We start from the raw sequence: 23,154 nt of genomic DNA, 5'->3' as shown, positions 1-23,154 counted from the left end.
AGCCGGTCCTTCCCGAAACGTCACGCCTCCGGGGCGTCGGCCGGGCGCAACGTGGCGAAACCCTCGACCGAAGCCGCATATGCGGCGAGGATACCGGCCACGGCCGGGGAATTGTGGATCATACCCATGAGCGCCTTCTCGACCGCGTCGGGCAGCGGGACCCATTCGACCGGCATGTCGACCTCCTCGTGCCGGTGCACGAAGCCGTTCTCCTCGTCGGGGATCCTGGTGAGGTCGCGGGCGAGGAAGACCCGGATGCGCTCGTCGCTCATGCCGGGCGAGGTGCGCAGGTCGACGAGGGTGTGCCAGGTGGCGGCCCGGTAGCCGGCCTCCTCGGCCAGCTCGCGGGCGGCCCCGTCGACCAGCGATTCGCCCGCCACGTCGCGGAGCCCGGCCGGCAGCTCCCACAGGAGCCGCCGGGCCGGGTGGCGATACTGCCTGATCATGAGGACGCGGTCGAGGTCGTCGAGGGCGAGCACGGCGACGGAGCCGGGATGCACCACGTAGTCACGGTCGGCGACCTCGTCGCGCGGCATCCTGACGGTGTCGGTGACCACCCGGATGACGCGGCCGGAGAAGCGTTCCTTGGTCTCGACGACGTCCCACGACTCGGGCGTGTCGCTGATCACGGTTGAGCTCACTGAGCGACCTTAGCGCCCACCCGGCCCTCGGCGTAGTCGAGCGCCGCGCCGATGAGGCCCTTGAACATCGGGTTGGCGCGGGTCGGGCGGGAGCGGAACTCGGGGTGCGCCTGCGTGCCGACGAAGAACGGGTGCGTCTCCACCGGCAGCTCGGTGTACTCGACCAGGCGGCCGTCGGGCGACAGGCCGCTGAAGACCATGCCCACCTGCTCAAGCTGCTCGCGGTAGGCGTTGTTGACCTCGTACCTGTGGCGGTGGCGCTCGTCGGCCTTGGCCTTGCCGCCGTAGAGCCGGCGGGCGAGCGAGCCCTCGGCGAGCTTGGCGGTGTAGCTGCCGAGGCGCATGGTGCCGCCCATGTCGCGCTCGCCGGCGACGACGTCCTCCTGGTCGGCCATGGTGGAGATGACCGGGTGCTTGGTGTCGGGGTCGAACTCGGTGGAGTTGGCGTCGGCGATGCCGGCCATGTTGCGGGCGGCCTCGATGACCATGCCCTGCATGCCGAGGCAGATGCCGAGCAGCGGCACCTTGTTCTCCCTGGCGTGCCGGATGGCGCCGATCTTGCCCTCGATGCCGCGTACGCCGAACCCGCCGGGGATGAGCACGCCGTCGACGCCGTCGAGCTCGCGCTCGGCGCCCTCGGGGGTCTCGCAGTCGTCGCTCTTGACCCAGCGGATGTTGACCCGAGCGTCGTTGGCGAAGCCGCCCGCGCGCAGCGCCTCGGTGACCGACAGGTAGGCGTCGGGCAGGTCGATGTACTTGCCGACCAGCGCGATCGTGACCTCCTTGGCCGGGCGGTGCACGCGGCGCAGCAGCTCCTCCCACTCCTTCCAGTCGACGTCGCGGAAGGGCAGGCCGAGCCGGCGCACGACGTAGGCGTCGAGGCCCTCGGAGTGGAGCACCTTGGGGATGTCGTAGATGGAGGCGGCGTCGACGGCGGAGACCACGGCGTCCTCGTCGACGTCGCACATCAGGCTGATCTTGCGCTTGATCGCCGTCTGCACGGGCCGGTCGGAGCGCAGCACGATGGCGTCGGGCTGGATGCCGATGCTGCGCAGCGCGGCCACGCTGTGCTGGGTGGGCTTGGTCTTGAGCTCGCCGGACGGCCCGATGTAGGGCAGCAGCGAGACGTGCAGGCAGAAGACGTTGTCGCGGCCCACCTCGTGCCGGATCTGCCGGACGGCCTCCAGGAACGGCAGCGACTCGATGTCGCCGACGGTGCCGCCGACCTCGGTGATGACCACGTCGACCTCGGGACCGGCCATGCCCCTGATGCGGTCCTTGATCTCGTTGGTGATGTGCGGGATGACCTGGACGGTGTCGCCGAGGTATTCGCCCCGCCGCTCCTTGGCGATGACGTTGGAGTAGACCTGCCCGGTGGTCACGTTGGCCGAGCCGTGCAGGTCGGTGTCGAGGAAACGCTCGTAGTGGCCGACGTCGAGGTCGGTCTCCGCGCCGTCGTCGGTGACGAACACCTCGCCGTGCTGGAACGGGTTCATCGTCCCGGGGTCGACGTTGAGGTAGGGGTCGAGCTTCTGCATGGTGACCCGGAGACCGCGTGCCTTGAGCAGGCGACCGAGGCTGGAGGCCGTGAGCCCCTTGCCGAGACTGGAGGCGACACCGCCGGTGACGAACAGATGCTTGGTTTGCGATGCGCTGCGCAAAGGGGCTCCCGTGGCTCGATGTGTGGTCGAAGTGTCCACGGGCTCTCAGGATATCAAACAACGCCCCTCACATGCCCGAACGGTATGACCTAGCGGTAACTTTGGTGGCTATGTCACTAGTTCGGCGGGCCGTGAACGCGGCGATCCATCGCGCCTACACGGCGATCCGCCGCGCCGGCGCGATTTCCCCGGCCACCCCGGGAGGCTACCGGTTCCGGCGGATGGGCGACGGGGTCAGCATCGCGTTCCCTCCTGGGGCGATCTTCGGCGAGGCGTACATCGAGATCGGCGACCACACGCTCGTCGGCGAGCGCGTGTCGATGTCCTGCGGCATGAACCCCGGCCTGGACCTCGGCCCCTCCTCCATCCTGAGGATCGGCCGCGGCTGCTCGATCGGCCGGGGCACGCACATCGTGGCCCACCAGTCGATCGACATCGGCGACGACGTCTTCACCGGCCCGTACGTCTACGTCACCGACCAGAATCACGTCTACGACGACCCCGACGTGCCGATCGGCCGCCAGTGGCCGCGCAACAGCCCCGTCTCGATCGGCTCCGGCTCCTGGCTGGGCGCCGGGGCGATCATCCTGCCGGGGACGACGCTCGGCCGGCAGTGCGTGGTCGCGGGCGGCGCGGTGGTGCGCGGCACGTTCCCGGACCACAGCGTGGTGGCGGGGGTCCCGGCGCGGCGGGTGCGCGGGTACACGCCGGAGCTGGGCTGGCACGACCCCGTCCGGTTAGGCACGGCGTCCTGACCCGGGACGCGACCCCGGCCAGGGGATGGACCGAACTTCCTTCGGTCGGTTAGCGTCTGGTCATGAGGACCGCTGTGTGTGAACGCCTCGGCGTCGAGTTCCCGTTGTTCGCCTTCAGCCACTGCAGGGACGTCGTGGCCGCGGTCACGAACGCGGGCGGGATCGGGGTGCTGGGCGCGATCGCGTACTCGCCCGACCAGCTCGACACCGAGCTGTCCTGGATCGACGAGCAGGTGGGCGGCAAGCCGTACGGGGTGGACGTGCTCGTGCCCGGCAAGGTGGACGCCGCCGCTCTGGGGGACGGCCACCTCATGGACTTCGTGCCCGAGCGGCACCGCGACTTCGTCGCCCACCTGATGTCCAAGTACCGGGTGGGCGGGTCGGCGCAGCCGATGGCGGTGACGGGCGACTCCTTCGGCCGCCGGGTGACGGCGTCGGGAGCGTCGAGCCTGGTGGACGTGGCGCTCAAGCACCCGATCGGGCTCATCGCGAGCGCCCTGGGCCCGCCCCCGCCGGAGATGGTGGCCAAGGCGAGGGAGGCGGGCGTGCCGGTCGCGGCGCTGGTCGGCACCGTGGAGCACGCGCGCAGGCAGGTGGCCGCGGGCGCGGACCTCATCGTGGCCCAGGGCACCGAGGCGGGCGGCCACACCGGCGAGATCTCCACGATGGTGCTGGTGCCGCAGGTCGTGGACGCGGTCGCGCCGGTGCCGGTGCTGGCCGCGGGCGGCATCGCCACCGGGCGGCAGATGGCGGCGGCCATGGCACTCGGCGCGCAGGGCGTGTGGTGCGGCTCGGTCTGGCTGACCACGGAGGAGGCCGAGACGGCTCCGGCGGTCAAGCGCAAGATGCTGGCCGCCTCGTCCCTCGACACGGTCCGCTCGCGTTCGCGCACGGGCAAGCCGGCCCGCCAGCTCAAGTCCGCCTGGACGCAGGAGTGGGACGCCGCCCAGGAGAGCCCGGGACCGCTCGGCATGCCGCTGCAGATGCTCGTCGCCGAAGGGGCGATGGCCCGCATCACCGCCGCGGCCGAGCGGGGCGAGCCGGGCGCGCTGGAGCTGGCCAACTACTTCGTCGGGCAGGTCGTGGGCCAGCTCGACCAGATCAAGCCCGCCCGGCAGGTGGTCTACGAGATGGTCAGCGAGTTCGCGGAGGCGGTCGAGCGCCTGGCCCGCCTTTCCGAGTGAGCGCCCCGCCGGGGTAGCCTGCGCCTGTGGTCGGCACTCCTGAGCTGGAACGCGGCACCGGAGTCCCCGCGCACGTGCAGATCGAGCGGTGGCTGCTGGAGTCGATCGACGGGGGCGAGCTGGCGCCCGGCGACCGGCTGCCCGGCGAGCGTGAGCTGGCCGGGCGGCTCGGCGTGAGCCGGATGACGCTGCGCCAGGCCCTCGCCACGCTGGAGCGCGACGGGCTGCTGGTCCGGGTGCCGGGACGGGCGGGCGGGGCGTTCGTGGCCGAGCCGCGCGTCGAGTGCGACCTGACCGGGCTCGCCGGGTTCACCGAGCAGCTGCGCCGGGCCCGCCTGCGGGCCCGGGCGCGCGTCCTGACCGCCACGACGGTGCCCGCTCCGGGGGCGGCGGCGCGGGCGCTGGGGGTCGCGGCGGGCTCCCCCGTGCACGAGGTGGCGCGGGTGCGCTCGGCGGGCCGCTCGCCGATGGCGCTGGAGCGCTCGTTCTTCCCGCCGCTGCCCGGCTTCCTCGGCGAGGACCTGACGGGCTCGCTCTACGCGCTGCTCGGCGCCCGCTACGACCTGGAGCCGCGTACGGCGGTCGAGCACCTGGACCCGGTGATCGCGGGCGCCGGGGAGGCCGCCGAGCTGGGCATCGAGCCGGGCGCGCCGCTCATGCTCATCGAGCGGACGGCGTACGCGGCCGGCGGCGTGCCGGTGGAGTACGCCCGCGACCTGTTCCGGCCCGACCGGGTGCGGATCTCGGTGCGCAGCGGCATCACGTGAGCGGCGTCCTGACGACGGCGCCGGGCACGCGGGCGCCCTCGATCTCGACCTCCACCTCGGTGCCCTCGCCGGCCTCCGCCGGCAGGTAGGCGTAGGCGACGGAGGCGCGGGCGGTGTAGCCGTAGCCGCCGGAGGTCACCCGCGACACCACCCGGCCGGCCAGGCGGACCGGCTCGTTGCCGAGCGCCACGGCGCGCGGGTCGGCGAGGACGAGGCAGCGCAGCCGGCGTCCCGGGGCCGGGTCGAGCGCGTCGCGGCCGATGAAGTCCTTGTCCTGCCTGACGCAGAAGCCGAGGCCCGCCTCGTACGGCGTGGTCTCCGGGCCGATGTCGGCGCCCCAGACCCGGTAGCCCTTCTCCAGGCGGAGGCTGTCGATGGCCCGGTAGCCGCCCGCGACCAGGCCGTGCGGCCGCCCGGCGCGCCACAGGGTCTCCCAGAGCGCGCGGCCGTACTCGCTGGAGCAGTAGAGCTCCCAGCCCGGCTCGCCGACGAACGTCACGGCCAGCGCCAGCACCGGCACGTCGCCGACGGTGGTCTCGCGGGCGGTCATGAACGGCAGGTCCATCGGGCCGGGGGTGAGCCCGGCGACGACGTCGCCGGCGCGCGGGCCCCACAGGGCGAAGCAGGCGTACTGGCCGGTCACGTCGGCGATCCTGGCCTTCGCTCCGGTGAGCGCGGCCTGCCGGCGCAGCCGGCCGAGGTCGTGCCCGCCGAACGCGGTGCCGGTGACGACGAGGAACTCCTCCTCCCCCCGGCGGGTGACGGTGAAGTCGCACTCGATGCCGCCGCGCCGGTTGAGCGCCTGGGTGTAGACGACGGCGCCGACCTCGCGGGCGACCCGGTTGGCGCAGACCCGTTCCAGGAGTTCGGCCGCGCCGGGGCCGGTGACCTCGATCTTGGCGAACGAGCTCTCGTCGAACAGCCCGGCGGCCGTGCGCGTGGCGCGGTGCTCGGCGCCGATCGCGGGCGACCAGCCGCGCCCGGCCCACCCGCCCGGCCGCTCCCCCTCGTCGCCGGTGTCGTTCGCCCGGTAGAAGTCGACGCGCTCCCAGCCCGCCTTCTCGCCGAAGACGGCGCCGTGCGCGGCGTGCCAGGGGTAGGCGGGCGAGGTGCGGAGGGGCCGGCCCGCGCTGCGCTGCCGGCCGGGGTAGGGGATGTCGTAGTAGGTCTCGTAGTTCTCCACGGCCCGCTTCAGCGTGTACGACGGGGAGCGGTAGTGGCGGCCGAAGCGGCGCACGTCCATGTGCCAGAGGTCCATCGGCGGCTCGCCGCCGGCGATCCACTCGGCCGTCACCTTGCCGATGCCGCCCGCGCCCGCGATGCCGTGCGCGCAGAACCCGGCGGCCACGAAGAACCCGGCGACCTCGCTCTCGCCGAGGCAGAACTCGTTGTCGGGGGTGAACGCCTCGGGCCCGTTGACGAGCTTGCGGATGCCGACGTCGCCCATCGCGGGGACGCGGAGGCGGGAGTTGGCGGAGATCTCCTCGAAGCGCGGCCAGTCCTCGGGCAGGAGGCGGCCGTTGAAGTCGGCGGGCACGGCGTCGTAGGAGTCGGGGGCGGCGGTCCAGGGCGCGCAGGTGCGCTCGTAGCCGCCCATGACCAGGCCCCGGACCTCCTGCCGGTAGTAGACGAGCAGGTCGGGGTCGCGCAGGGTGGGCAGGCGTGGGTGGTCGTGGCAGGCGTCGGTGACGACGTACTGGTGCGACATCGGGACGATCGGGACGCGCACCCCGGCCATGCGGCCGATCTCGGCGGCGAACATGCCGCCGCAGTTGACCACGATCTCGCAGTCGAGGTCCCCGTGGTCGGTGACGACGCCGGTGACCCGGCCGCCGGCCGTCCTGACGCCGAGGACGCGGACGCCGGTCCTGATCCGCGCGCCGCCCTCACGGGCTCCCGCGGCGAGGGCGTAGCAGAGCTGGGAGGGGTCGATCTGGCCGTCGGTCGGCAGGTACGCCGCCCCGACCACGCCCTCCGGGTCCATGAGCGGGAACAGTTCGACGGCCTCGGCCACCGAGATCTCCTCCAGCGGCAGCCCCGACGCGCGCGCCCAGCCGATCTGCCGGCGGATCTCCTCCATGCGCTCGGGCGTGGAGGCCAGCTTGATGCCGCCGCACTCGGTCCAGCCGGCGTCGAGGGTGCGGTAGAGCTCGACGGAGTACTGGTTCATGCGGGTCAGCGTGGGGTCGGCGCGGAGCTGGCCGACCAGGCCCGCGGAGTGGAAGGTGGAGCCGCTGGTCAGCTCGTCCCGCTCCAGCACGACGACGTCGCGCTCGCCGAGCCGGGTCAGATGGTAGGCCACGGACGTGCCGCCGACGCCCCCGCCGATGATCACGATGCGGGCCGAGTCGCTCATGATCGGGAGGCTAACCGCCGGGGATCAAAAGGTCTAGACCGTTTGGCGGCGGGCGGCCTAGCATCGACCATGGCCGTGTCCGAGGCGCCCGTACCTCCCGAGCTGCTCGACCTGCTGGACCGCGTCCCCCTGCCGGGCGGCGGGCCGCGCTCGGTCGAGGAGCTGCCCGGCGGGCTCACCAACCGCAACTACAAGGTCGTCACGCCCGCCGGCGCGTACGTGGTGCGGGTGCAGGCCAGCGACGGCGCGCTGCTGGCCATCGACCGGGACGCCGAGCACGCCAGCTCGCTCGCGGCGGCGGCCGCGGGGGTGGGGGCGCCGGTGCACGCGTACCTGCCGGAGCTGGGGGTGCTGGTGGTGGAGTACCTTCCTACGCGCGCCTTCACCGAGGCGGACCTGCGGGACCCCGCGAACCTGCCGCGGGTGGCGGAGGCGTGCCGGCGGCTGCACGCGGGGCCGCGGTTCCCGCGCGACTTCGACATGTTCGAGGTGCAGCGGCGGTATCTGGAGATCGTGCGGGAGCGGGGTTTCCGCTTGCCAGCGAGATATCTGGATTTCATGCCCGACGCGGCAAAAATCCGGAAATGTCTGGCGGTGCGCGCCGAGGGCACCGTCCCCTGCAACAACGACCTGCTGCCGGGCAACATCCTCGACGACGGCGAGCGCCTGTGGCTCATCGACTACGAGTACGCCGGCAACAACGACCCCTGCTTCGAGCTCGGCAACATCTGGAGCGAGTCCGCCCTGCCGCCCGGCCACCTGGAGGAGCTGGTCACCGCGTACTACGGCCGCCGGCTGCGCCACAAGATCGCCCGCGCCCGGCTGCTCGGCCTCATGTCCAAGTACGGCTGGACGCTCTGGGCCGCCATCCAGGACGGCGCGAACGACGCCATCGACTTCGACTTCTGGTCCTGGGGGATGGAGAAGTACGAGCGGGCCGTGGCGGAGTTCACCGGCGGCGGGCTCACGGATCTCATGAACGAGGCCGCGCGTTCCGACTGAAGCCGGGCAGACTGGAGCAATGCTCGCCGCACTGACCGGCCTGGGCCTGTCCACGGCCGCCGGCCTCAACGCCTACATCCCGCTCCTGGTCGTCGGCGTGCTGTCGAACCTCACCGACACCGTGAGGCTCCCCGACGGCTACGCCTGGCTGTCCAACTGGGGCGTGCTCGCGATCATCGCGGTGCTGCTGGCCGCCGAGGTGGTCCTCGACAAGGTGCCCGCCGTCGACAGCGTCAACGACGCCATCCAGACCGTGGTGCGCCCGGCCTCGGGCGGCGTCGTCTTCTCGGCCACGAACGCCGCCGCCGAGCTGGAGAAGTCCTCCTGGATGACCGAGCACCCCTGGGTCGGCTGGCTGCTCGGCATCGGCGTCGCGCTGGCCGTGCACGCCATGAAGGCCGCCGCCCGCCCCCTCGTCAACGTGGGCACGGCGGGGGCCGGCGCCCCGGTCGTGAGCACCGTCGAGGACGCGGGCTCGCTCGGCATGAGCCTGATCGCGATCTTCCTCCCGGTGCTGGTGATCGTCGCGCTGGTGCTGCTCGCCGTGCTGAGCTGGTGGCTCCTGCGGCGCGTACGCCGTCTCCGTGCCCGCAGGAGGGCCGCCAGGAGTCAGCCTCCAGGATGACCCGCGGTCACCCTGCGGGCTGATCCCCCGGTTCCCGCGCGCCCCCTACAGTCCTTCCCGGTAGCGAACGCGACGTGTGGGCGTCACGTGGCCCCCGACCCTGCCGCGCCCACGCGGTGAGGGGTCCCGGCGATCCGCCGGGCCCCCTCACGCCGCCACGCGCCGCAGCCACCCGGTCACGAGGTGGACGAACTCCGCGGGCCGCTCCTCGTGCAGCCGGTGGCTGGAGCCCTCCCAGCACACGACCCTGGACGCCGGGTCCTTCAGCAGCCCCGCCTCCCAGGACGCCCGCCCGGGGTCGGACCAGATCGACAGCACCGGGCAGGTCCGGCGCGCCAGGTACTCCTCGCTAGCGAGGCGCGGCCCGATGGCGTCCGGCGCGGTGAACATGGCCTCCATCGCCTCGGCCAGCACGTGCGGGGCCATGCCGTGCAGGCGGCGCTTGTGCCAGCGGCGCACGACGGCGGGGGTGGCGGCGTTCGTGCACCACTCGTCGATGGCCTCGGCGGCCTCGTGCGGGCGCGGCCCGCGCAGGGCCGCGATCATGCGGGGGAAGCCGCGGACGATCGCGTCGGACATGCCGTAGCCGGGATCGACGGCGACGAGCGCCCGGACCCGGTCCGGGTGCTCGACGGCGAGGAAGGAGACCACCTGGGCGCCCATCGAGTGGCCGATCGCGACCGCCTCCCTGACGCCGAGGACGTCGAGGAGCGCCTTGAGGTCGGCGGCCATCGCGCGGGGCGTGTTGCCCGTCTCCGGGACGGACGAGTAGCCGTGCCCGCGCAGGTCGGGAGCGATCACGCGGTGGCCGGCGGCGGTCAGGGCGTCGAGGTGCCAGGACCACTGGTGGGAGTCGGTGCCCCAGCCGTGCACGAGCAGCAGCGGGGGCCGTCCGCCGTCGCCCGTGCCGTCGTCGGTGTAGAAGAGCCGGACGTCGCCGGCCACGTCGGCGTACGGCACGCCTCAGCCCGCCGCGCCCGCATCGGGGGCCGGGCTCGCGGACGGGGCCGGGCTCGCGCCGGGGGGCGGGCCGAGGAGGGCGGCCTCGCCCGCCGTCCAGCCGCCGTCCACGGCCAGCTCCGCGCCCGTCACGTACGACGCCGCGTCCGACAGCAGGAACGCGATCGCCTCCGCGACCTCCTCGGGCTCGCCCCACCGTCCGGCCGGGGCCAGGGGAAAGGTCCCCTCGCCGGAGACGGCGCCGAACTCCCGCGTCATCGGGGTGACGATCATCCCGGGGTGCACCGAGTTGACGCGGATCCGGTCCCGCGCGAACTCCAGCGCCGCCATCTTCGTGAGCCCGCGCACGCCCCACTTGGAGGCGCCGTACCCGCCGGTCCCCGGCAGCGCGAACAGGCCCGCGACGGACGACAGGTTCACGATCGCGCCGCCGCCCGACGCCCGCATGGCCCCGGCCACGGCCTTGAGCCCGAGGAAGACCCCGACCAGGTTGACCCGCAGCACCCGCTCGAACTCGGCCAGGGACTGCTGCTCGATGGTCGCGGCGGTCGCGATGCCGGCGTTGTTGACCAGGCCGTCCAGCCGCCCGAACTCCTCGGCCGTGCGCGCGACGACCGCCGCCCACCGCTCCTCGTCGGTCACGTCGTGCGGCAGGAACCGGCCGCCGACCTCCTTGGCGGTGGCGGTCCCCTCCTCCTCCAGCACGTCGGTGAGGACGACGTGCGCCCCGCCCGCGGCGCAGCGCCGCGCGGTGGCCGCGCCCATGCCGCGCGCTCCCCCTGTGATGATCACAACCTTGCCGTCCAGCACGCCCGCCGCCCTTCCGCCGCGATCCAGCCCCGACCCTGTGCAGTCAGCTTCTCGGCCGTGAACGACCGAGCTTGCAGCTCCTCGCCGTCGATGGCTTCGACGGTCCGGTCCGCGTCAGGCAGCGTGACTCACTGCCCAGCCCGTCTCACCGCGTGAGGCGATGTTGCGGGCTACGTTGACGTCGGCGTGCTCAGCGAAACCGCACGACGTACATGTGAAGGCGGCCTGGTCAGGCCGGTTGCGCTTGTCCACATGCCCGCAGTGCGAGCACTGCTGTGAGGTGTAGGCCGCATCCACGACGATCACCGCCACTCCTGCCCGGACCGCCTTGTAGGCGATGAAAGCTCCGAGCTGGTGGAAACTCCAGGAATGCAGCGCGACCCGCTGGGGCTTGCGAAGCCGTACCCGTTCGCGGATGCCCTGGAGATCCTCCAGAGCGATCCCGCGCCCGGTGCGTTCTGCCTCGGTCACGATGCTCTTGGCGATGATGTGGTTGACATTCGCGGCGAACCGCGCCTCGCGACGACGCCGCCGCTTCAGCAGCCGCTTGGCGGACTTGGTCCGCTTGGCCTGCAGACGGCGGCGAAGCCGGCGATGACGGTGGCGGACCGCGTTCAGGCCCTTGCCGCGATGACGGACCCCATCGGAAGTGGTGGCGATGTTGGCGATACCCAGATCCACCCCGACAAAGCCGTCCGGTTCCGACAGCGGCCGGTCGGCCACCTCGACCGTGGCATGCAGGAACCACATCCCGTCCCGGCAGATCAGATCCGACTCACCGCGTCGATGGACGGCCAGCAGCGCCAGTTGCCGCGCCGAGCCGGTGAAGGTCACACCTTTCAGCCGCCCGGCGGTCGTCCAGATCGACACCGTCCGCGCGTCATGCTGCCAGGACAGGCACCGGTCGTCATACGGCTGGGCCGCCGGCGACCGGAAGGAGATCGGCCGGGCTTCGATGGCGGCCCGGCGCGGCGATCCGGGCTTGCCCAGGTGCCCGGCGGCCAGGTTGGCGTGCAGGGTGCGATAGGCGTCGCACACCTTCTTGATCACATGCTGGGCGGCCTGGGCGGCCGGCCCGAACTCGGCCTTGATCCGGTCGTAGGTGTGCTTGCGCAGGTCGAAGTTGCGGAAACAGTGGTGCTGGAACGCCAGTGCCGCGACCAGATTCGCCGCCGTCGGCAGGAGCTTCACCTGCACCACCAGTTTCACAATCGAACAAACTATCAGCAGGTCCACGTCACCGCATTGGAAAACACACCCCAATATCCGGCGGGGTCGTAGCGTGGTCTACAGCCTGCAGCGGCGCTCTCGACTCTGGTCGACTCTCTCAAGGGCGTCTCGGCGCGGCTGCTGCGCAAGGAGTTTCCGGTCCACATCCGCCGGTATCTGTGGGGCGGCCGTTCCTGGTCCCTCTCGTATTTCGCCGCGTCCTGCGGCGGGGCACCTCTGTCGATCACCGAGGAGTACATCGAGAACCAGCAGCGGCCAGGCTGAGCCACCCGCACAGACCGACCGTCAGAGCACCACTCGGGCCAAGGCTCTCCCGCGCTGCTTGTTTGGCAGCGGCCAGGGCACGGGCGCGCGGCGCGCCAGGACCTCCGGGGCCGACTATCCTCAAGACAGCGACACCGACAAGGGGGTGACGGAGATCGGCGAATTCCTCGTCGTCGTCCTGGTGATTCTGGCGTTCCTCCTTCTGCTCGGAGGCGTCGGCATCTACCTGCTGGTCAAGCTGGGCCGCAAGGCCGCCGGCCGGGCCAAGCAGGCCGCCGGCCGGCTGAGCACGCACGTCAACGCGATGGGCACGGGCGACGCCGCCGAGGTCGAACGCCTCCGCCTCGACCTGCGCCGCGAGGTCGCCCTCACCCGCCAGGCTTTCGAGCACGCCCAGCGCCAGGGCTGGGGCCTCGGCGACCTGCCCCGCCTCCTCGCCGACCTGGAGGCCCAGGCCGAGGTGCACGACGGCCAGCTCGGCATGTACGCCCAGCAGCGCCGCGTCTCACCCTACGTCGACCACGCCACGCTCGGCCGGCTGCGCGAGCACCAGGCCACGCTGACGGCCATGTGCGCCCGCATCCGCGCCGACCTCCTCGGCGACCAGGTCCACCACACCTCCGCCGGGATCGCCGACCTGTCGTCGCGTACGGACCTGGAGATCGAGGCCCGCCGCCGCCCGCCGGACCCCCTCGAGGAGATCGACGAGCTCTACCGCCGCTCCCTCGACGAACGCCGCGACCGCCCCTGACGGTCACTTCTCGTGGCATCATTGATGCGCAGGGTGAGGAGCACTGAGGAGGCACTTCCATGACCACGGCCCTTCCTGAGTGGTTCTATCCCGGCCCGCCCGGCGGCTGGACCGCCGACATGCTCGATCACCTTCCCCCCGGCGCGCCGCGGCACGTCGAGCTGATCGACGGGTCACTCATCATGATGTCGCCTCAGACGGCGTTCCACCTCTACGCCATCCGGCTGTTCGAGAACGGTCTCAAGCCGCCGGAGCACCTCGCGGTGGTCCGCGAGATGACGGTCACGCTGGGCATGCGCCAGCGGCTGGAGCCGGACATCCTCCTCGTGGAGAAGTCGGCGATCACCCCGCGCACCACCTCCTTCCGGCCCGAGGACGTGCACCTGGTGGTGGAGGTCGCCTCGGAGGAGTCGATGGACCGCGACCGCACCACCAAGCCGATCAAATACTCCAACGCCGGCATCCGGCACTTCTGGCGGGTCGAGCAGGAGGACGGCGTGCCCGTCGTCTTCACCTTCGAGCTGGAGCCGGCCGTCAAGGCTTATGTCCCCACCGGCATCCACCGCAAGAGACTGCAGCTCGACATCGGCTTCGACGTCGACCTCGACCTGCGGCTGAGCTGGCCACCGGACTAGCCGTCGCGCCCTCAGCGATGCCGGGCCAGTTCCCACGGGTCGTGCGCGGAGAACAACGTGACCTCGCCCCCGTGGTCGCGGACGAGCTCGCGCAGCCGGGCCTGGGTGCCGAGCCGCAGGTCGCGATGGACCTCCGAACCGGTCTGGACGATGTCCAGCAGCGGGTGCGGCTCCTTCGGCGTCTCCAGCTCACGGTGGTAGTAGTAGGCGTCGCCGCAGTGGAGGAGCCACCGGTCGCCATCCCGCACGGCGACCCCGGTGTGGCCGGCGGTGTGCCCGCCGAGCGGGATCAGCTTGATCTCCGGCGGCAGCCCTTCGGGCTGCACCGAGGTGAAGCCGAACCACTCCTCCCCAGGCACGGGACGGTAGGTGACCCAGTCGGGGCCGTGAGCCCAGTGAGCGGGGCGGTAGCGGAAGCTGGGCGCCTCGGCCAGCGCCGCCTCGAGTTCGGCGGCGAGCACATGGACCCGTGCGCCGGGGAAGTCGGGCAGGCCGCCGCAGTGGTCCACGTCCAGATGGGTCACGATGACGTGGCGGACGTCGGACGGCGCGTGGCCGAGCCGGGCGATCTGACGGACGGCCGTCTCCTCCTCGTCCAGGACGGGCTGCGCCATCTCGACCCATTCGGCACCGAGCGTGCCGCCGGGGTCACGGACATCGCCGAGGCCGAGTCCGGTCTCGACCAGCACCAGGCCGTCGGCGTCGGTCTCGATCAGCAGACAGTGGTTCACCGCGGGTGCGGGCCGCGGACCGTCGTAGGTGGCTTCGATCGTCCGTACGGACCCGCAGTTCAGGTGATGGATCTTCATGGCGTCTAGACTGCGACTTGAAGCGCGGTTCAAGTCAAGGGGCATCGATGAACGAGGACTGGCTGGACATCGCCGAGGTGGCGTGGCGGTCCGGGCTGGCGCCTTCGGCGCTGCGGTTCTACGAGAAGAGGGGACTGATCGCCTCCGCCGGGCGCAATGGGCTCCGCCGCGCCTACCACCCGGACGTGCTGCAACGTCTGGAGCTGATCACGTGCGCGCGTGAGGCGGGAGTCTCGGTCGCGGAGATCGGCCGGTTCCTGGTGGCCCGGCCTGGCGACCCGGACCTGCGCGACCACATGGCCGCCAGGGCCGGCAGCCTCGACGAGCAGATCGGCCGGCTCACCCGGCTGCGCGACAGTCTCCGGCACGCCGCCGTCTGCGATCACGAGCCGATCGTCGAATGCCCCGATTTCAAACAGGCCCTCGGCAACAGGCCCGCCCGGCCCTAGCCGCGGCCCCATCCCCCGTAGACCAGGGCGGCCAGCTCGGCCTCCGTCGCGCCGGCGTTGGCCGCCGCCTTGGTGGCCTGGGCCTGGGCCGTCGTGGGCAGCAGGCCGTCCAGCAGGACCGGCAGGGACAGGCGGCGCAGCAGCGCCTCCGCGGCCGAGACACCGTCGGGGCGGCGGGTCACCGCCACGTTCACCCGCAGCGCGTGCTCGTTGCCCGGCGGCACTCCGGGGCGGTCCATCTCGACGGCGGCGTAGCGGAAGCCGTCGGCCAGGTCGCAGGGGGCGCAGCCGGCCGGGCCCCGGCTGAGCCGGCCGCCGCACTCGGGGCAGGTCAGCCGGTCGTAGGCGGCGTCCACGACGCGCCAGGGGTGCCGGTCGGGCTCGTCCACGACCATCTCGGCGATCAGGCGTTCGCCGGGCGGGTCCGCCGTGCCGAACTCGCGCTCCAGGAAGGCCCGCCAGCCCTCCTCGACGATCTCGTCCACCAGGGCCGCGCACCGCTCGCAGGCATGCGCCCCGGCGGGCTCCCAGTGACCGCACCCCTCGCATCGCCGCATGCCCCGAACCGTACGCGGGCGCCCGGGCCCGACGCATCCGGTTATCCGGCCGCCGGGTGCGGGGTCCTCTCCAGCTCCGCGACCGTCTGGGTGAGCCAGGCCAGCTCGGCCTGGCCGGCGGCCTGCGCGACGACGAGCAGGCCGCGCCGGAACGGGTCCGCGACGTCCTCCGCCGGCCGGTCGCCGTCGCCGAGGAGGCCGGCCCGCTCCTCCAGGAACGCCCGCCGCCTCCGCAGCACGGCCGCCTGCGCGCCCGGCTCGTCCAGGTGGCGCAGGAACGCCAGCAGCGTGGACCAGCGATTGCCGTCGCTGATGTCGAGGTCGGCGGGCTCGCGCAGGCGCCGATCCAGTTCCTCGCGGCCCTCCTCGGTCAGGTGGAGGACGCGGCGGGGCGCGGCGGCGGCGCCCGGCTCGTCCTTCCTCGTCACCCATCCGGCGGCGGCCAGGCGCTTGATCGCCGGGTAGAGCGTGCCGTCGGCCACCGGGCGCCCGCGGCCCATCAGGGCGGCCACCCGTTTACGCAGCTCGTAGCCGTGCAGGGGGTGGTCTCTGAGGAACCCGAGTATCGCCAGCTCCAGCATGACGATGATCATACCTCGGGGCCGATATATATTGAGCCGGAGGTATGAGGAGATCGTCATGCACGATGCCATCGTCCATCCCAGTGGTGCTCGCATGCGCTGGGTCGAGCTGCCGGGGCCGGATCCGGTCCGGGTCTACGTCCACGGGCTCGGCGCCACCTCGGCCCCCTACTACGCGGAGGTCGCCGCGCATCCGCTGCTGCCGCGCCGCCGGTCCCTCCTGATCGACCTGCTCGGCTTCGGGATCAGCGACCGGCCGCGGGAGTTCGCGTACACGCTGGAGGCCCACGCCGAGGCGCTGGCCGCCGCGCTGGAGAAGGCGGGGGTCGCCGGCGCGGCCCTCATCGCCCACAGCATGGGCGGGGCCGTGGCCATCGTCCTGGCCGCCCGGCATCCCGAGCTCGTCGCCCACCTGGTCCTCGTGGACGCCGACCTCGACCCCCGCCCTCCTGCCCCGGTGCCGGCGGGCGGCGGCATCGCGGGCGGCGGCATCGCGGGCTACGGCGAGGAGGAGTTCGTCGAAGGCGGGTGGAAGGAGGTGCGCGACCGCGTGGGGCCGCACCGGTGGTCCACGATGCGCCTGGCCGACCTGCGCGGCCTGCACCGCACGGCCGTCAGCCTCGCCCGGGGGACCGATCCCACGATGCGCGCGCTGCTCCTGTCGCTGCGGATGCCGCGTGCGTACCTCCATCGGGAGGGAGACGCCCCGGACGACGTGGGCGGTCTGCGGGCGGCCGGGGTCCGGGTGCTGTCGGTCCCGGAGCCGGGCCACACCGTCATGCTCGACGACCCGGACGCCTTCGCCCGGACCCTCACGGCCCTCCTCCCCTGACCCCGCGCAGGCCCTTCCCCCCTGACCCCGCGCAGGCCTTCCCCCCTGACCCCGCGCAGGCCTTTCTCCCGGGGGGCCTGTCGCGGGGTGAGGGGGCGGGTGCGGGTCAGCCGGTGGGCGACTCGGTCGCGGCGGGCGTCTCGGTGCCCGTGGGCATGCCGGTCTCCGTGGCCGTGCCGGTCGAGGTGGGCGTGGCGCCGCCGGTGACGGGGCCGGTCGCCTCGCCGGTGACGGCGTCGATCGCGACCTCGTGCTTGGTGCCGTCCGGCAGGACGACGTCGGCTTCCCAGACGGGCTTGCCCTGCTTGGAGTCCAGGTCGAGCTCCGTCACGCGGCCCTCGGGGACAGTCGCGGTGATCTTGTCGAGGGCCTGGGTGTGGTCGACCTTGACCTCACTCAGCAGCTTCTTGAGCTTGGCCTTGTCCTCGGGGTCGTCGTCCTCCACGCTCGGGCCGGAGACGACCTTGCCGCCCGCGACGTCGAGCTGACGCTCGGTGCCGTCGCTGTCGGCGACCTTGACCTCCCAGCGGCTGCCGTTCTCCTCGCTCTCGATCGAGACGAGCGCGGCGCCGGGCGCGGCGGCGAGCGCCACCTGGGCGGCCCGCTTCAGGTCCTCCGCCCCGGCCGCACCGGGGGTGGGAGAGCCGGTCGCGGGAGTGGACGCCGCCGGGCCGGTGGGCGGGGCGCTCGGCACGCCTTCCGTCGGGCTGGGCGGCTGGGCGGCCAGCCGCTCGACCCCCTGTGCTTCGTGCGCGGCCTGCCCGCCGCACCCTCCCGTCAGCAGTGTGGCGCCGGCCAGGACCCCCATGAGCGTCTTGTTCATGCAGGTCCGCTGCCCATCGGCGCCGGGTCCATGCCCGCGGGCGGCCGGGCGGGGGCTACTTGACGCCGGCCTCGCGCATGTCGCGGAGCTCGCGCTTGAGCTCCTTGATCTCGTCGCGCAGCCGCGCCGCCACCTCGAACTGAAGGTCGGCCGCCGCCTGGTGCATCTGCTCGGTCAGCGACTCGACGAGCGACTCCATCTGCGCCCGCGGCATCTCGCCGGCGATGGCCTTGGCGTGCTGTCCCGCGCCCCGCCCGCCGAAGCCGGGCACCGGGGCCTTGCCGCGCGACTGCTGCCGGCCGCCTCCGCCGAGGAGCTTGTCGGTGTCGGCGTCCTCGCGCTGCAGCGAGTCGAGGATGTCGGCGATCTTCTTGCGCAGCGGCTGCGGGTCGATGCCGTTGGCCTCGTTGTAGGCGATCTGCTTGGCCCGGCGCCGGTTGGTCTCGTCGATCGCCCGCTCCATGGACGGGGTGACCTTGTCGGCGTACATGTGGACCTGGCCCGACACGTTACGGGCGGCGCGGCCGATGGTCTGGATCAGCGACGTCTCCGAGCGCAGGAAGCCCTCCTTGTCGGCGTCGAGGATGGCGACCAGCGACACCTCGGGCAGGTCGAGGCCCTCGCGCAGCAGGTTGATGCCGACGAGCACGTCGTATTCGCCGGTGCGCAGCTCGCGCAGCAGCTCGATGCGGCGCAGCGTGTCGACCTCGCTGTGCAGGTAGCGGACCCGGATGCCGAGCTCAAGGAGGTAGTCGGTGAGGTCTTCGGCCATCTTCTTGGTCAGCGTGGTGACGAGCACGCGCTCGTCGCGCTCGGCCCGCTCGCGGATCTCGTGGACCAGGTCGTCGATCTGCCCCTTGGTGGGCTTGACGACGATCTCGGGGTCGACCAGGCCGGTCGGGCGGATGACCTGCTCGACGACCTCGCCCTTGGCCCGCCCCAGCTCGTAGGGGCCCGGCGTGGCCGACAGGTAGACCGTCTGCCCGATGCGCTCCAGGAACTCCTCCCACTTGAGCGGCCGGTTGTCGAGCGCCGACGGCAGCCGGAAGCCGTGGTCGACCAGCGTGCGCTTGCGCGAGGCGTCGCCTTCGTACATCGCCCCGATCTGCGGCACGGTCTGGTGCGACTCGTCGAGGACCAGCAGGAAGTCCTCGGGGAAGTAGTCGAGCAGCGTGTTGGGCGCGCTGCCGGGGGCCCGGCCGTCCATGTGGCGCGAGTAGTTCTCGATGCCGGAGCAGGTGCCGATCTGGCGCATCATCTCGATGTCGTACGTCGTCCGCATCCGCAGCCGCTGCGCCTCCAGCAGCTTGCCCTGCCGCTCCAGCTCCGACAGCCGCTCGGCCAGCTCCGCCTCGATGCCCGCGACCGCGGCGGCCATGCGCTCCTCGCCCGCGACGTAGTGGGAGGCGGGGAAGATGTAGAGCTCCTCGTCCTCGGTGATGACCTCGCCGGTCAGCGGGTGCATCGTGGACAGCTTCTCGATCTCGTCACCGAACATCTCGATGCGGACGGCGAGCTCTTCGTACTTCGGGATGATCTCGATGGTGTCGCCGCGCACCCGGAAGGTGCCGCGGGTGAAGGCGAGGTCGTTGCGGGTGTACTGCATGTCGACCAGGCGGCGCAGGAGCTGGTCGCGGTCGACGTCCATGCCGACGCGCAGGCGGGCCATGCGGTCGACGTATTCCTGCGGGGTGCCGAGGCCGTAGATGCACGACACCGAGGCGACCACGATGGTGTCGCGCCGGGTGAGCAGCGAGTTGGTGGCCGAGTGGCGCAGCCGCTCGACCTCGTCGTTGATCGAGGAGTCCTTCTCGATGTAGGTGTCGCTCTGCGGGACGTAGGCCTCGGGCTGGTAGTAGTCGTAGTAGGAGACGAAGTATTCGACCGCGTTGTTGGGCAGCATCTCCCGCAGCTCGTTGGCGAACTGCGCGGCGAGCGTCTTGTTGGGCTGCATCACCAGGGCGGGCCGTTGCAGCCGCTCGATCAGCCAGGCGATCGTGGCGGTCTTGCCGGTGCCGGTGGCGCCGAGCAGGACGTTGTCCTTCTCGCCGGCCTTGACGCGGCGCTCCAGCTCGGCGATGGCCGTGGGCTGGTCGCCCGAGGGAGTCATCTCGGTGACGACCTCGAACGGCGCCACCTTCCGCTGCAAATCTGTGACCGGACGCATGGTGCCACTGTAGGCGTCGCGACCGACAGAATCCGACGTCAGGCCGAGCGCTCCCCGATACGCGGGAAGGGCGTGGTGGAGAAGACGACCTCGACGGGCACCTCGAAGTAGCCGGCGATCCTCAGTGCCAGGTAAAGGCTCGGGCTGTACTCGCCGCGCTCCAGGTAGCCGACGGTCTGGTAGTGCACGCCCAGGGCGTCGGCCAGTTGTCTTCTGGTCACGTTCCGCTCGGCCCGGAGCAGGGCGATGCGGTTGTAGACGGTCTCGCTCATCACCGCGTATCTTCCCAGCCGATCCGCTGCGGCGCGCCTCCAACGTCGATAGCACATCTACTACAGGACGCAATAGACCTGTGATGTCGCTTTGCAAGCGAATAGTAAGTGGCACCCGATACGGTCGGATTCGCGCCGGTAGCGGAAAAGAGAGGTTCGATGTCACGACCCAGAGAGGCACTGATCCAGGCAGGTCAGGGCATAGCCCAGGCGATGGCCCAAGGGGGTGACGTACGCGGGGCGGTCGGCCAGGTCGCCGGCCAGTTCGCCGGCCAGGTGGGCCAGCCCGGAGGCCAGCGCGGGGGCCAGGGCCAGGCTCCCGGGTTCGCGCTGAACCCGCACGACTTCGCCGCCGCGAGGGACGGCGGCGTCTCCGTCGGCACGCTCATCGAGGCGCGCACCGCCTCGCTGAACGAGGCCGGCGAGATCGTCAACCGCAGCTTCGCCGAGAACGGCATGCACGTCATCTCGCCGGTGGTGATCCCCAAGAGCGGCACCGCCAAGGTGCTGGTGCCCCTGGGCATCCTGGTGGTGCTCGGCCTCATCGGCGCGCTCGGCAACGTCATCCCGAACACCGACCTCCTGTTCGGGCCGCACTACTGGGTGACGCTGATCCTCGCGGCCGCGTTCCTGTGGTGGCGGCGCAGCGTCGTGATGGTGCCCGAGGGCTGCAAGGCGCTCATCACGAAGTTCGGCAAGCTGGTGCACATCGCGGAACCGGGCCGGGTGACGCTGTTCAACCCGTGGAAGCGGGTCAGCTACATCGTCAACACCACCCGCGAATACCCGTTCAACGCCCCCATCCGCGAGGCTCCGACGCAGCAGGGCGTCAAGGCGAGCGTGGACCTGTTCCTGCAGTTCAGGATCGAGAACCCGGCGGAGTTCATCTTCGTGCTCGGCTCGGTCAGCGGCTTCCAGTCCAAGCTGCAGAACGCCATCAGCGAGGTCACCCGCTCCCTCATCTACGCCCAGCGGGCCGAGGACATCTACGACCTCGTGGGCGAGAGCACGCTCGGCATGCTGGAGAACCTCAACCAGCAGTTCCTGCCGGCCGTCCGGCTCACGGACGTGAACATCACGCACGCCGAGCCGTCCAGCCAGGAGTACCGCATGGACCTGGCCGCCCCCGAGATGGTCAGGGTCGCCAAGGAGGCGTACACCTACGAGTACGAGCTCCAGCTCCGCAAGGAGCAGAACGAGGGCGACCTGGTCAAGGAGCTCGCCGGGCTCCAGGAGACGCTGAGCGCCATCCAGGCGGAGATCGCCGGCTACCAGGCCCGCATGGACACCGCGCTGGAGCGCGCGACCCACCAGGCCACGGCGCAGGCCAGGCAGCGCCTGGTCGAGGCCGAGTCCACGGCCAACGCCAACGCCGCGCTCCTGGAGGCGCAGGCGCTGGACATCAGGGCGCTGTCGGCCGCCGAGGCCCCCGAGATCCTCGACTACCGCTTCCAGCAGGACCTGCTCGCCAAGCTGGAGTCCGTCGCCACCCGGCTGCCCCAGGTGGTGCAGGTCGGCGAGCAGAGCGACATCGACTTCCTCGCCCTCGCCCAGCAGCTCGTGGGCGGCAAGGGGGCGCAGCTCTTCTCCGCCGAGGACATGGCCGCCATCCGGTCCCGCCTCGACGAGATCGGCGCCCGCGTCCGCGACCGCGAAACCGAGATCGCGGCGCTGCTCAGGAAGGCCGCCGCCGACGTCACCGGCGCCCAGGACCCGCCCCAGCCCGACCAGGACCTGGAGCGCACCGTCGAACGCCTGCTGCCCGGCAAGGGGGAGATCCGATGAGCCGCGAGTTCTCCAAGATCAAGGAGTCGGTGGCCTCCTGGGGCGACATCCGCCAGCTCCTGAGGGGCGGCGAGCAGGGCCAGCTCGTGCCCGTCGTCATCCCCAAGGACCGGCGCGGCTTCGCCTGGATGACGCTGGTCTTCCTGGCGCTCTACTTCGCCGGCATGGCGGCGCTGACCGACTTCACGGTCTCCGCGGCGCTGCTGGCGCTGCTGTTCCTCCTGCTCGCGATGGTCACGATGTGGCGCAAGGCGATCATCGAGATCGAGGAGGGCACCACCGGCGTGCGCAGCCGCTGGGGCGCCATCACCGGCACGCTGCCGCCGGGCCGGCACTACCTGTGGCTGCCGTGGGACCGGGTGGACGCGGTCGTCGACACCTCCACCGAGATCCCGTACTCGGCGCCCATCGTGGCCTGCCCCACGGCCGAGAACGTGCCGCTGAAGTCGATCGAGTTCTTCCTGAAGTTCCGGATCGTCGACCCGGTGGCCTTCCACCGCACGATCGGCGCGGGCAACTTCGACCTGGTGCTGTCCAGCGCCGTGCAGGACGCGATCCGCCAGCGCAGCCGCAGGGTCAACACCGAGCGGGCCTACGACCTGCGCGGCTCCGACGTCGGCGACATGCAGGACGCGCTCAACCGGCAGCTCGGCCGCTACGGCGTGCGCATCACCGGCGCGAACATCCCCGACGTCCAGCTCCCCGACCAGTACCAGCAGCACCTGGCCACCCGGGAGAAGGTCGCCAAGGAGCTGTCGGCGTACGAGCGCGAGTGGGAGCTGACCCGCAAGCGCCGCATCGACACGCTGCTCATGGAGATCGAGCGCTCCAAGAAGACCCGCGACGCCCGCGTCGTCGAGGTCAAGGCCGCCTACAACACCGCGCGCAAGGACGTCGCGCGCATGCTGGAGGAGCAGGAGACCGAGGCGCAGCGGGTGACCTGGGAGATCGAGGCGCGCGGCAGGGCCGAGCTGACCGCCGCCGAGAACGAGGCCAAGGCGCTGCGCCGGCTGGCCGAGTCCTACCGCGACAACCGCGCCGTGCTGCAGTACGAGCTGGCCAGAAGGCGCCTCGACGTCGGGGCCCGCCTCGCGGAGAACGCCCCCCAGCCGCTGGTCGTACGGACCCAGCAGGGCCAGGGCGACTCCGCGCTGTCCACCCTCCTCCTGGCCCAGCTGCTCCCCCGGCTGTCGGGCCAGAACGGCCACACCCCTTCCGCTCAGTAACCAGGAGAAGAA

General features: G+C 71.9%; 23 protein-coding genes and 1 pseudogene. 12 read left to right on the top strand and 12 right to left on the bottom strand.

Annotated elements, in window-relative coordinates; genetic code table 11:
* Positions 1-20: 20 nt before the first annotated feature.
* Together Nocox_RS16040 and pyrG are read right to left on the bottom strand one after the other, a co-directional pair.
* A complete protein-coding gene (locus tag Nocox_RS16040; protein ID WP_033411602.1) occupies positions 21-641 on the bottom strand; it encodes an NUDIX domain-containing protein in 621 nt (206 codons plus the stop codon).
* Entirely contained in the window at positions 638-2,302 is a 1,665-nt protein-coding gene (gene pyrG / locus Nocox_RS16035; protein WP_020547981.1) for a CTP synthase, read from the bottom strand. Before pyrG ends, Nocox_RS16040 begins: the two co-directional genes overlap by 4 nt.
* Positions 2,303-2,412: 110 nt before the next feature.
* On the opposite strand from pyrG, the gene Nocox_RS16030 reads away from it, so the two are divergent.
* The 3 genes from Nocox_RS16030 to Nocox_RS16020 all read left to right on the top strand — a co-directional run bounded on the left by Nocox_RS16030 (position 2,413) and on the right by Nocox_RS16020 (position 5,008).
* Positions 2,413-3,057 carry an acyltransferase gene (locus tag Nocox_RS16030; RefSeq protein ID WP_033411603.1) on the top strand — a complete coding sequence of 215 codons (645 nt, stop codon included), beginning with the start codon at positions 2,413-2,415 and terminating at the stop codon, positions 3,055-3,057.
* A gap of 62 nt (positions 3,058-3,119) precedes the next feature.
* A complete protein-coding gene (locus Nocox_RS16025; protein WP_026215317.1) occupies positions 3,120-4,241 on the top strand; it encodes an NAD(P)H-dependent flavin oxidoreductase in 1,122 nt (373 codons plus the stop codon).
* Positions 4,242-4,267: 26 nt separating this feature from the next.
* Positions 4,268-5,008, top strand: coding sequence for a GntR family transcriptional regulator (locus tag Nocox_RS16020; RefSeq protein WP_020547984.1), 741 nt, complete (start codon positions 4,268-4,270; stop codon positions 5,006-5,008).
* Here the strand turns inward: Nocox_RS16020 and Nocox_RS16015 are convergent.
* On the bottom strand, positions 5,001-7,364 hold the full coding sequence (locus tag Nocox_RS16015) for a GcvT family protein (protein ID WP_020547985.1): 2,364 nt from the start codon (positions 7,362-7,364) through the stop codon (positions 5,001-5,003). The two genes, Nocox_RS16020 and Nocox_RS16015, sit on opposite strands and share 8 nt — an antisense overlap.
* 69 nt (positions 7,365-7,433) lie before the next feature.
* Between Nocox_RS16015 and Nocox_RS16010 the strand changes: the two genes are divergently transcribed.
* Positions 7,434-8,366, top strand: a complete 933-nt coding sequence (locus tag Nocox_RS16010) for a phosphotransferase (protein WP_020547986.1) — start codon at positions 7,434-7,436, stop codon at positions 8,364-8,366.
* A gap of 19 nt (positions 8,367-8,385) precedes the next feature.
* A complete protein-coding gene (locus Nocox_RS16005) occupies positions 8,386-8,991 on the top strand; it encodes a DUF4126 domain-containing protein (protein WP_020547987.1) in 606 nt (201 codons plus the stop codon).
* Between the two features lie 147 nt (positions 8,992-9,138).
* Here Nocox_RS16005 and Nocox_RS16000 read toward each other — a convergent pair whose 3' ends face one another.
* The 3 genes from Nocox_RS16000 to Nocox_RS15990 form a co-directional block, all read right to left on the bottom strand.
* Positions 9,139-9,951 carry an alpha/beta fold hydrolase gene (locus tag Nocox_RS16000; RefSeq protein WP_020547988.1) on the bottom strand — a complete coding sequence of 271 codons (813 nt, stop codon included), beginning with the start codon at positions 9,949-9,951 and terminating at the stop codon, positions 9,139-9,141.
* Positions 9,952-9,954: 3 nt separating this feature from the next.
* Positions 9,955-10,761, bottom strand: coding sequence for a glucose 1-dehydrogenase (locus tag Nocox_RS15995; RefSeq protein WP_246649796.1), 807 nt, complete (start codon positions 10,759-10,761; stop codon positions 9,955-9,957).
* Positions 10,762-10,875: 114 nt separating this feature from the next.
* Positions 10,876-11,997, bottom strand: coding sequence for an RNA-guided endonuclease InsQ/TnpB family protein (locus Nocox_RS15990; protein WP_425517774.1), 1,122 nt, complete (start codon positions 11,995-11,997; stop codon positions 10,876-10,878).
* A 57-nt stretch (positions 11,998-12,054) separates the two neighbouring features.
* Between Nocox_RS15990 and Nocox_RS15985 the strand changes: the two are divergent.
* The 3 genes and pseudogenes from Nocox_RS15985 to Nocox_RS15975 all read left to right on the top strand — a co-directional run.
* Positions 12,055-12,255, top strand: a pseudogene (locus tag Nocox_RS15985) (transposase); the annotation flags it as partial.
* A gap of 145 nt (positions 12,256-12,400) precedes the next feature.
* On the top strand, positions 12,401-13,006 hold the full coding sequence (locus Nocox_RS15980) for a hypothetical protein (RefSeq protein ID WP_020543752.1): 606 nt from the start codon (positions 12,401-12,403) through the stop codon (positions 13,004-13,006).
* A 59-nt stretch (positions 13,007-13,065) separates the two neighbouring features.
* Positions 13,066-13,641 (top strand): Uma2 family endonuclease, encoded by a 576-nt coding sequence (locus Nocox_RS15975; RefSeq protein WP_020543753.1) that lies wholly within the window; start codon positions 13,066-13,068, stop codon positions 13,639-13,641.
* A gap of 11 nt (positions 13,642-13,652) precedes the next feature.
* Here Nocox_RS15975 and Nocox_RS15970 read toward each other — a convergent pair whose 3' ends face one another.
* Positions 13,653-14,450, bottom strand: a complete 798-nt coding sequence (locus Nocox_RS15970) for an MBL fold metallo-hydrolase (RefSeq protein WP_020543754.1) — start codon at positions 14,448-14,450, stop codon at positions 13,653-13,655.
* A 47-nt stretch (positions 14,451-14,497) separates the two neighbouring features.
* On the opposite strand from Nocox_RS15970, the gene Nocox_RS15965 reads away from it, so the two are divergent.
* A complete protein-coding gene (locus tag Nocox_RS15965) occupies positions 14,498-14,899 on the top strand; it encodes a MerR family transcriptional regulator (RefSeq protein WP_020543755.1) in 402 nt (133 codons plus the stop codon).
* Here Nocox_RS15965 and Nocox_RS15960 read toward each other — a convergent pair.
* Together Nocox_RS15960 and Nocox_RS15955 are read right to left on the bottom strand one after the other, a co-directional pair.
* Positions 14,896-15,456: a hypothetical protein gene (locus tag Nocox_RS15960; RefSeq protein WP_157383116.1), complete on the bottom strand. Its 561-nt coding sequence runs from the start codon at positions 15,454-15,456 to the stop codon at positions 14,896-14,898. The genes Nocox_RS15965 and Nocox_RS15960 overlap by 4 nt on opposite strands.
* Before the next feature lie 41 nt (positions 15,457-15,497).
* The gene (locus tag Nocox_RS15955) at positions 15,498-16,037 is read right to left on the bottom strand and encodes a PadR family transcriptional regulator (protein ID WP_033409353.1); all 540 of its coding nucleotides are present in this window, start codon (positions 16,035-16,037) and stop codon (positions 15,498-15,500) included.
* A 58-nt stretch (positions 16,038-16,095) separates the two neighbouring features.
* On the opposite strand from Nocox_RS15955, the gene Nocox_RS15950 reads away from it, so the two are divergent.
* The gene (locus Nocox_RS15950) at positions 16,096-16,869 is read left to right on the top strand and encodes an alpha/beta fold hydrolase (protein ID WP_026214438.1); all 774 of its coding nucleotides are present in this window, start codon (positions 16,096-16,098) and stop codon (positions 16,867-16,869) included.
* Positions 16,870-16,975: 106 nt separating this feature from the next.
* On the opposite strand, the gene Nocox_RS15945 is transcribed toward Nocox_RS15950, so the two are convergent.
* From Nocox_RS15945 to Nocox_RS15935, 3 genes are read right to left on the bottom strand one after another with little or no spacing between them, the layout of a single operon-like run.
* Complete coding sequence (locus Nocox_RS15945; RefSeq protein ID WP_020543759.1) at positions 16,976-17,692, bottom strand: PepSY domain-containing protein; 717 nt, start codon at positions 17,690-17,692, stop codon at positions 16,976-16,978.
* Positions 17,693-17,747: 55 nt separating this feature from the next.
* The gene (gene uvrB / locus Nocox_RS15940) at positions 17,748-19,859 is read right to left on the bottom strand and encodes an excinuclease ABC subunit UvrB (protein WP_026214439.1); all 2,112 of its coding nucleotides are present in this window, start codon (positions 19,857-19,859) and stop codon (positions 17,748-17,750) included.
* A 38-nt stretch (positions 19,860-19,897) separates the two neighbouring features.
* Positions 19,898-20,131, bottom strand: a complete 234-nt coding sequence (locus Nocox_RS15935; RefSeq protein ID WP_020543761.1) for a helix-turn-helix transcriptional regulator — start codon at positions 20,129-20,131, stop codon at positions 19,898-19,900.
* A 159-nt stretch (positions 20,132-20,290) separates the two neighbouring features.
* Here Nocox_RS15935 and Nocox_RS15930 point away from each other — a divergent pair, with 159 nt between their 5' ends.
* Positions 20,291-21,916, top strand: coding sequence for an SPFH domain-containing protein (locus Nocox_RS15930; protein WP_084685698.1), 1,626 nt, complete (start codon positions 20,291-20,293; stop codon positions 21,914-21,916).
* Positions 21,913-23,142, top strand: coding sequence for an SPFH domain-containing protein (locus Nocox_RS15925; protein ID WP_020543763.1), 1,230 nt, complete (start codon positions 21,913-21,915; stop codon positions 23,140-23,142). The genes Nocox_RS15930 and Nocox_RS15925 overlap by 4 nt, the downstream gene beginning before the upstream one ends.
* The last annotated feature ends 12 nt before the right edge of the window (positions 23,143-23,154 follow it).

Origin of the sequence: Nonomuraea coxensis DSM 45129, assembly GCF_019397265.1 — a bacterium.
GTDB classification, from domain to species: domain Bacteria; phylum Actinomycetota; class Actinomycetes; order Streptosporangiales; family Streptosporangiaceae; genus Nonomuraea; species Nonomuraea coxensis.
The sequence above is the reverse complement of the archived record's forward strand: the minus strand, read 5'-3'. Positions and strand labels throughout refer to the sequence as shown.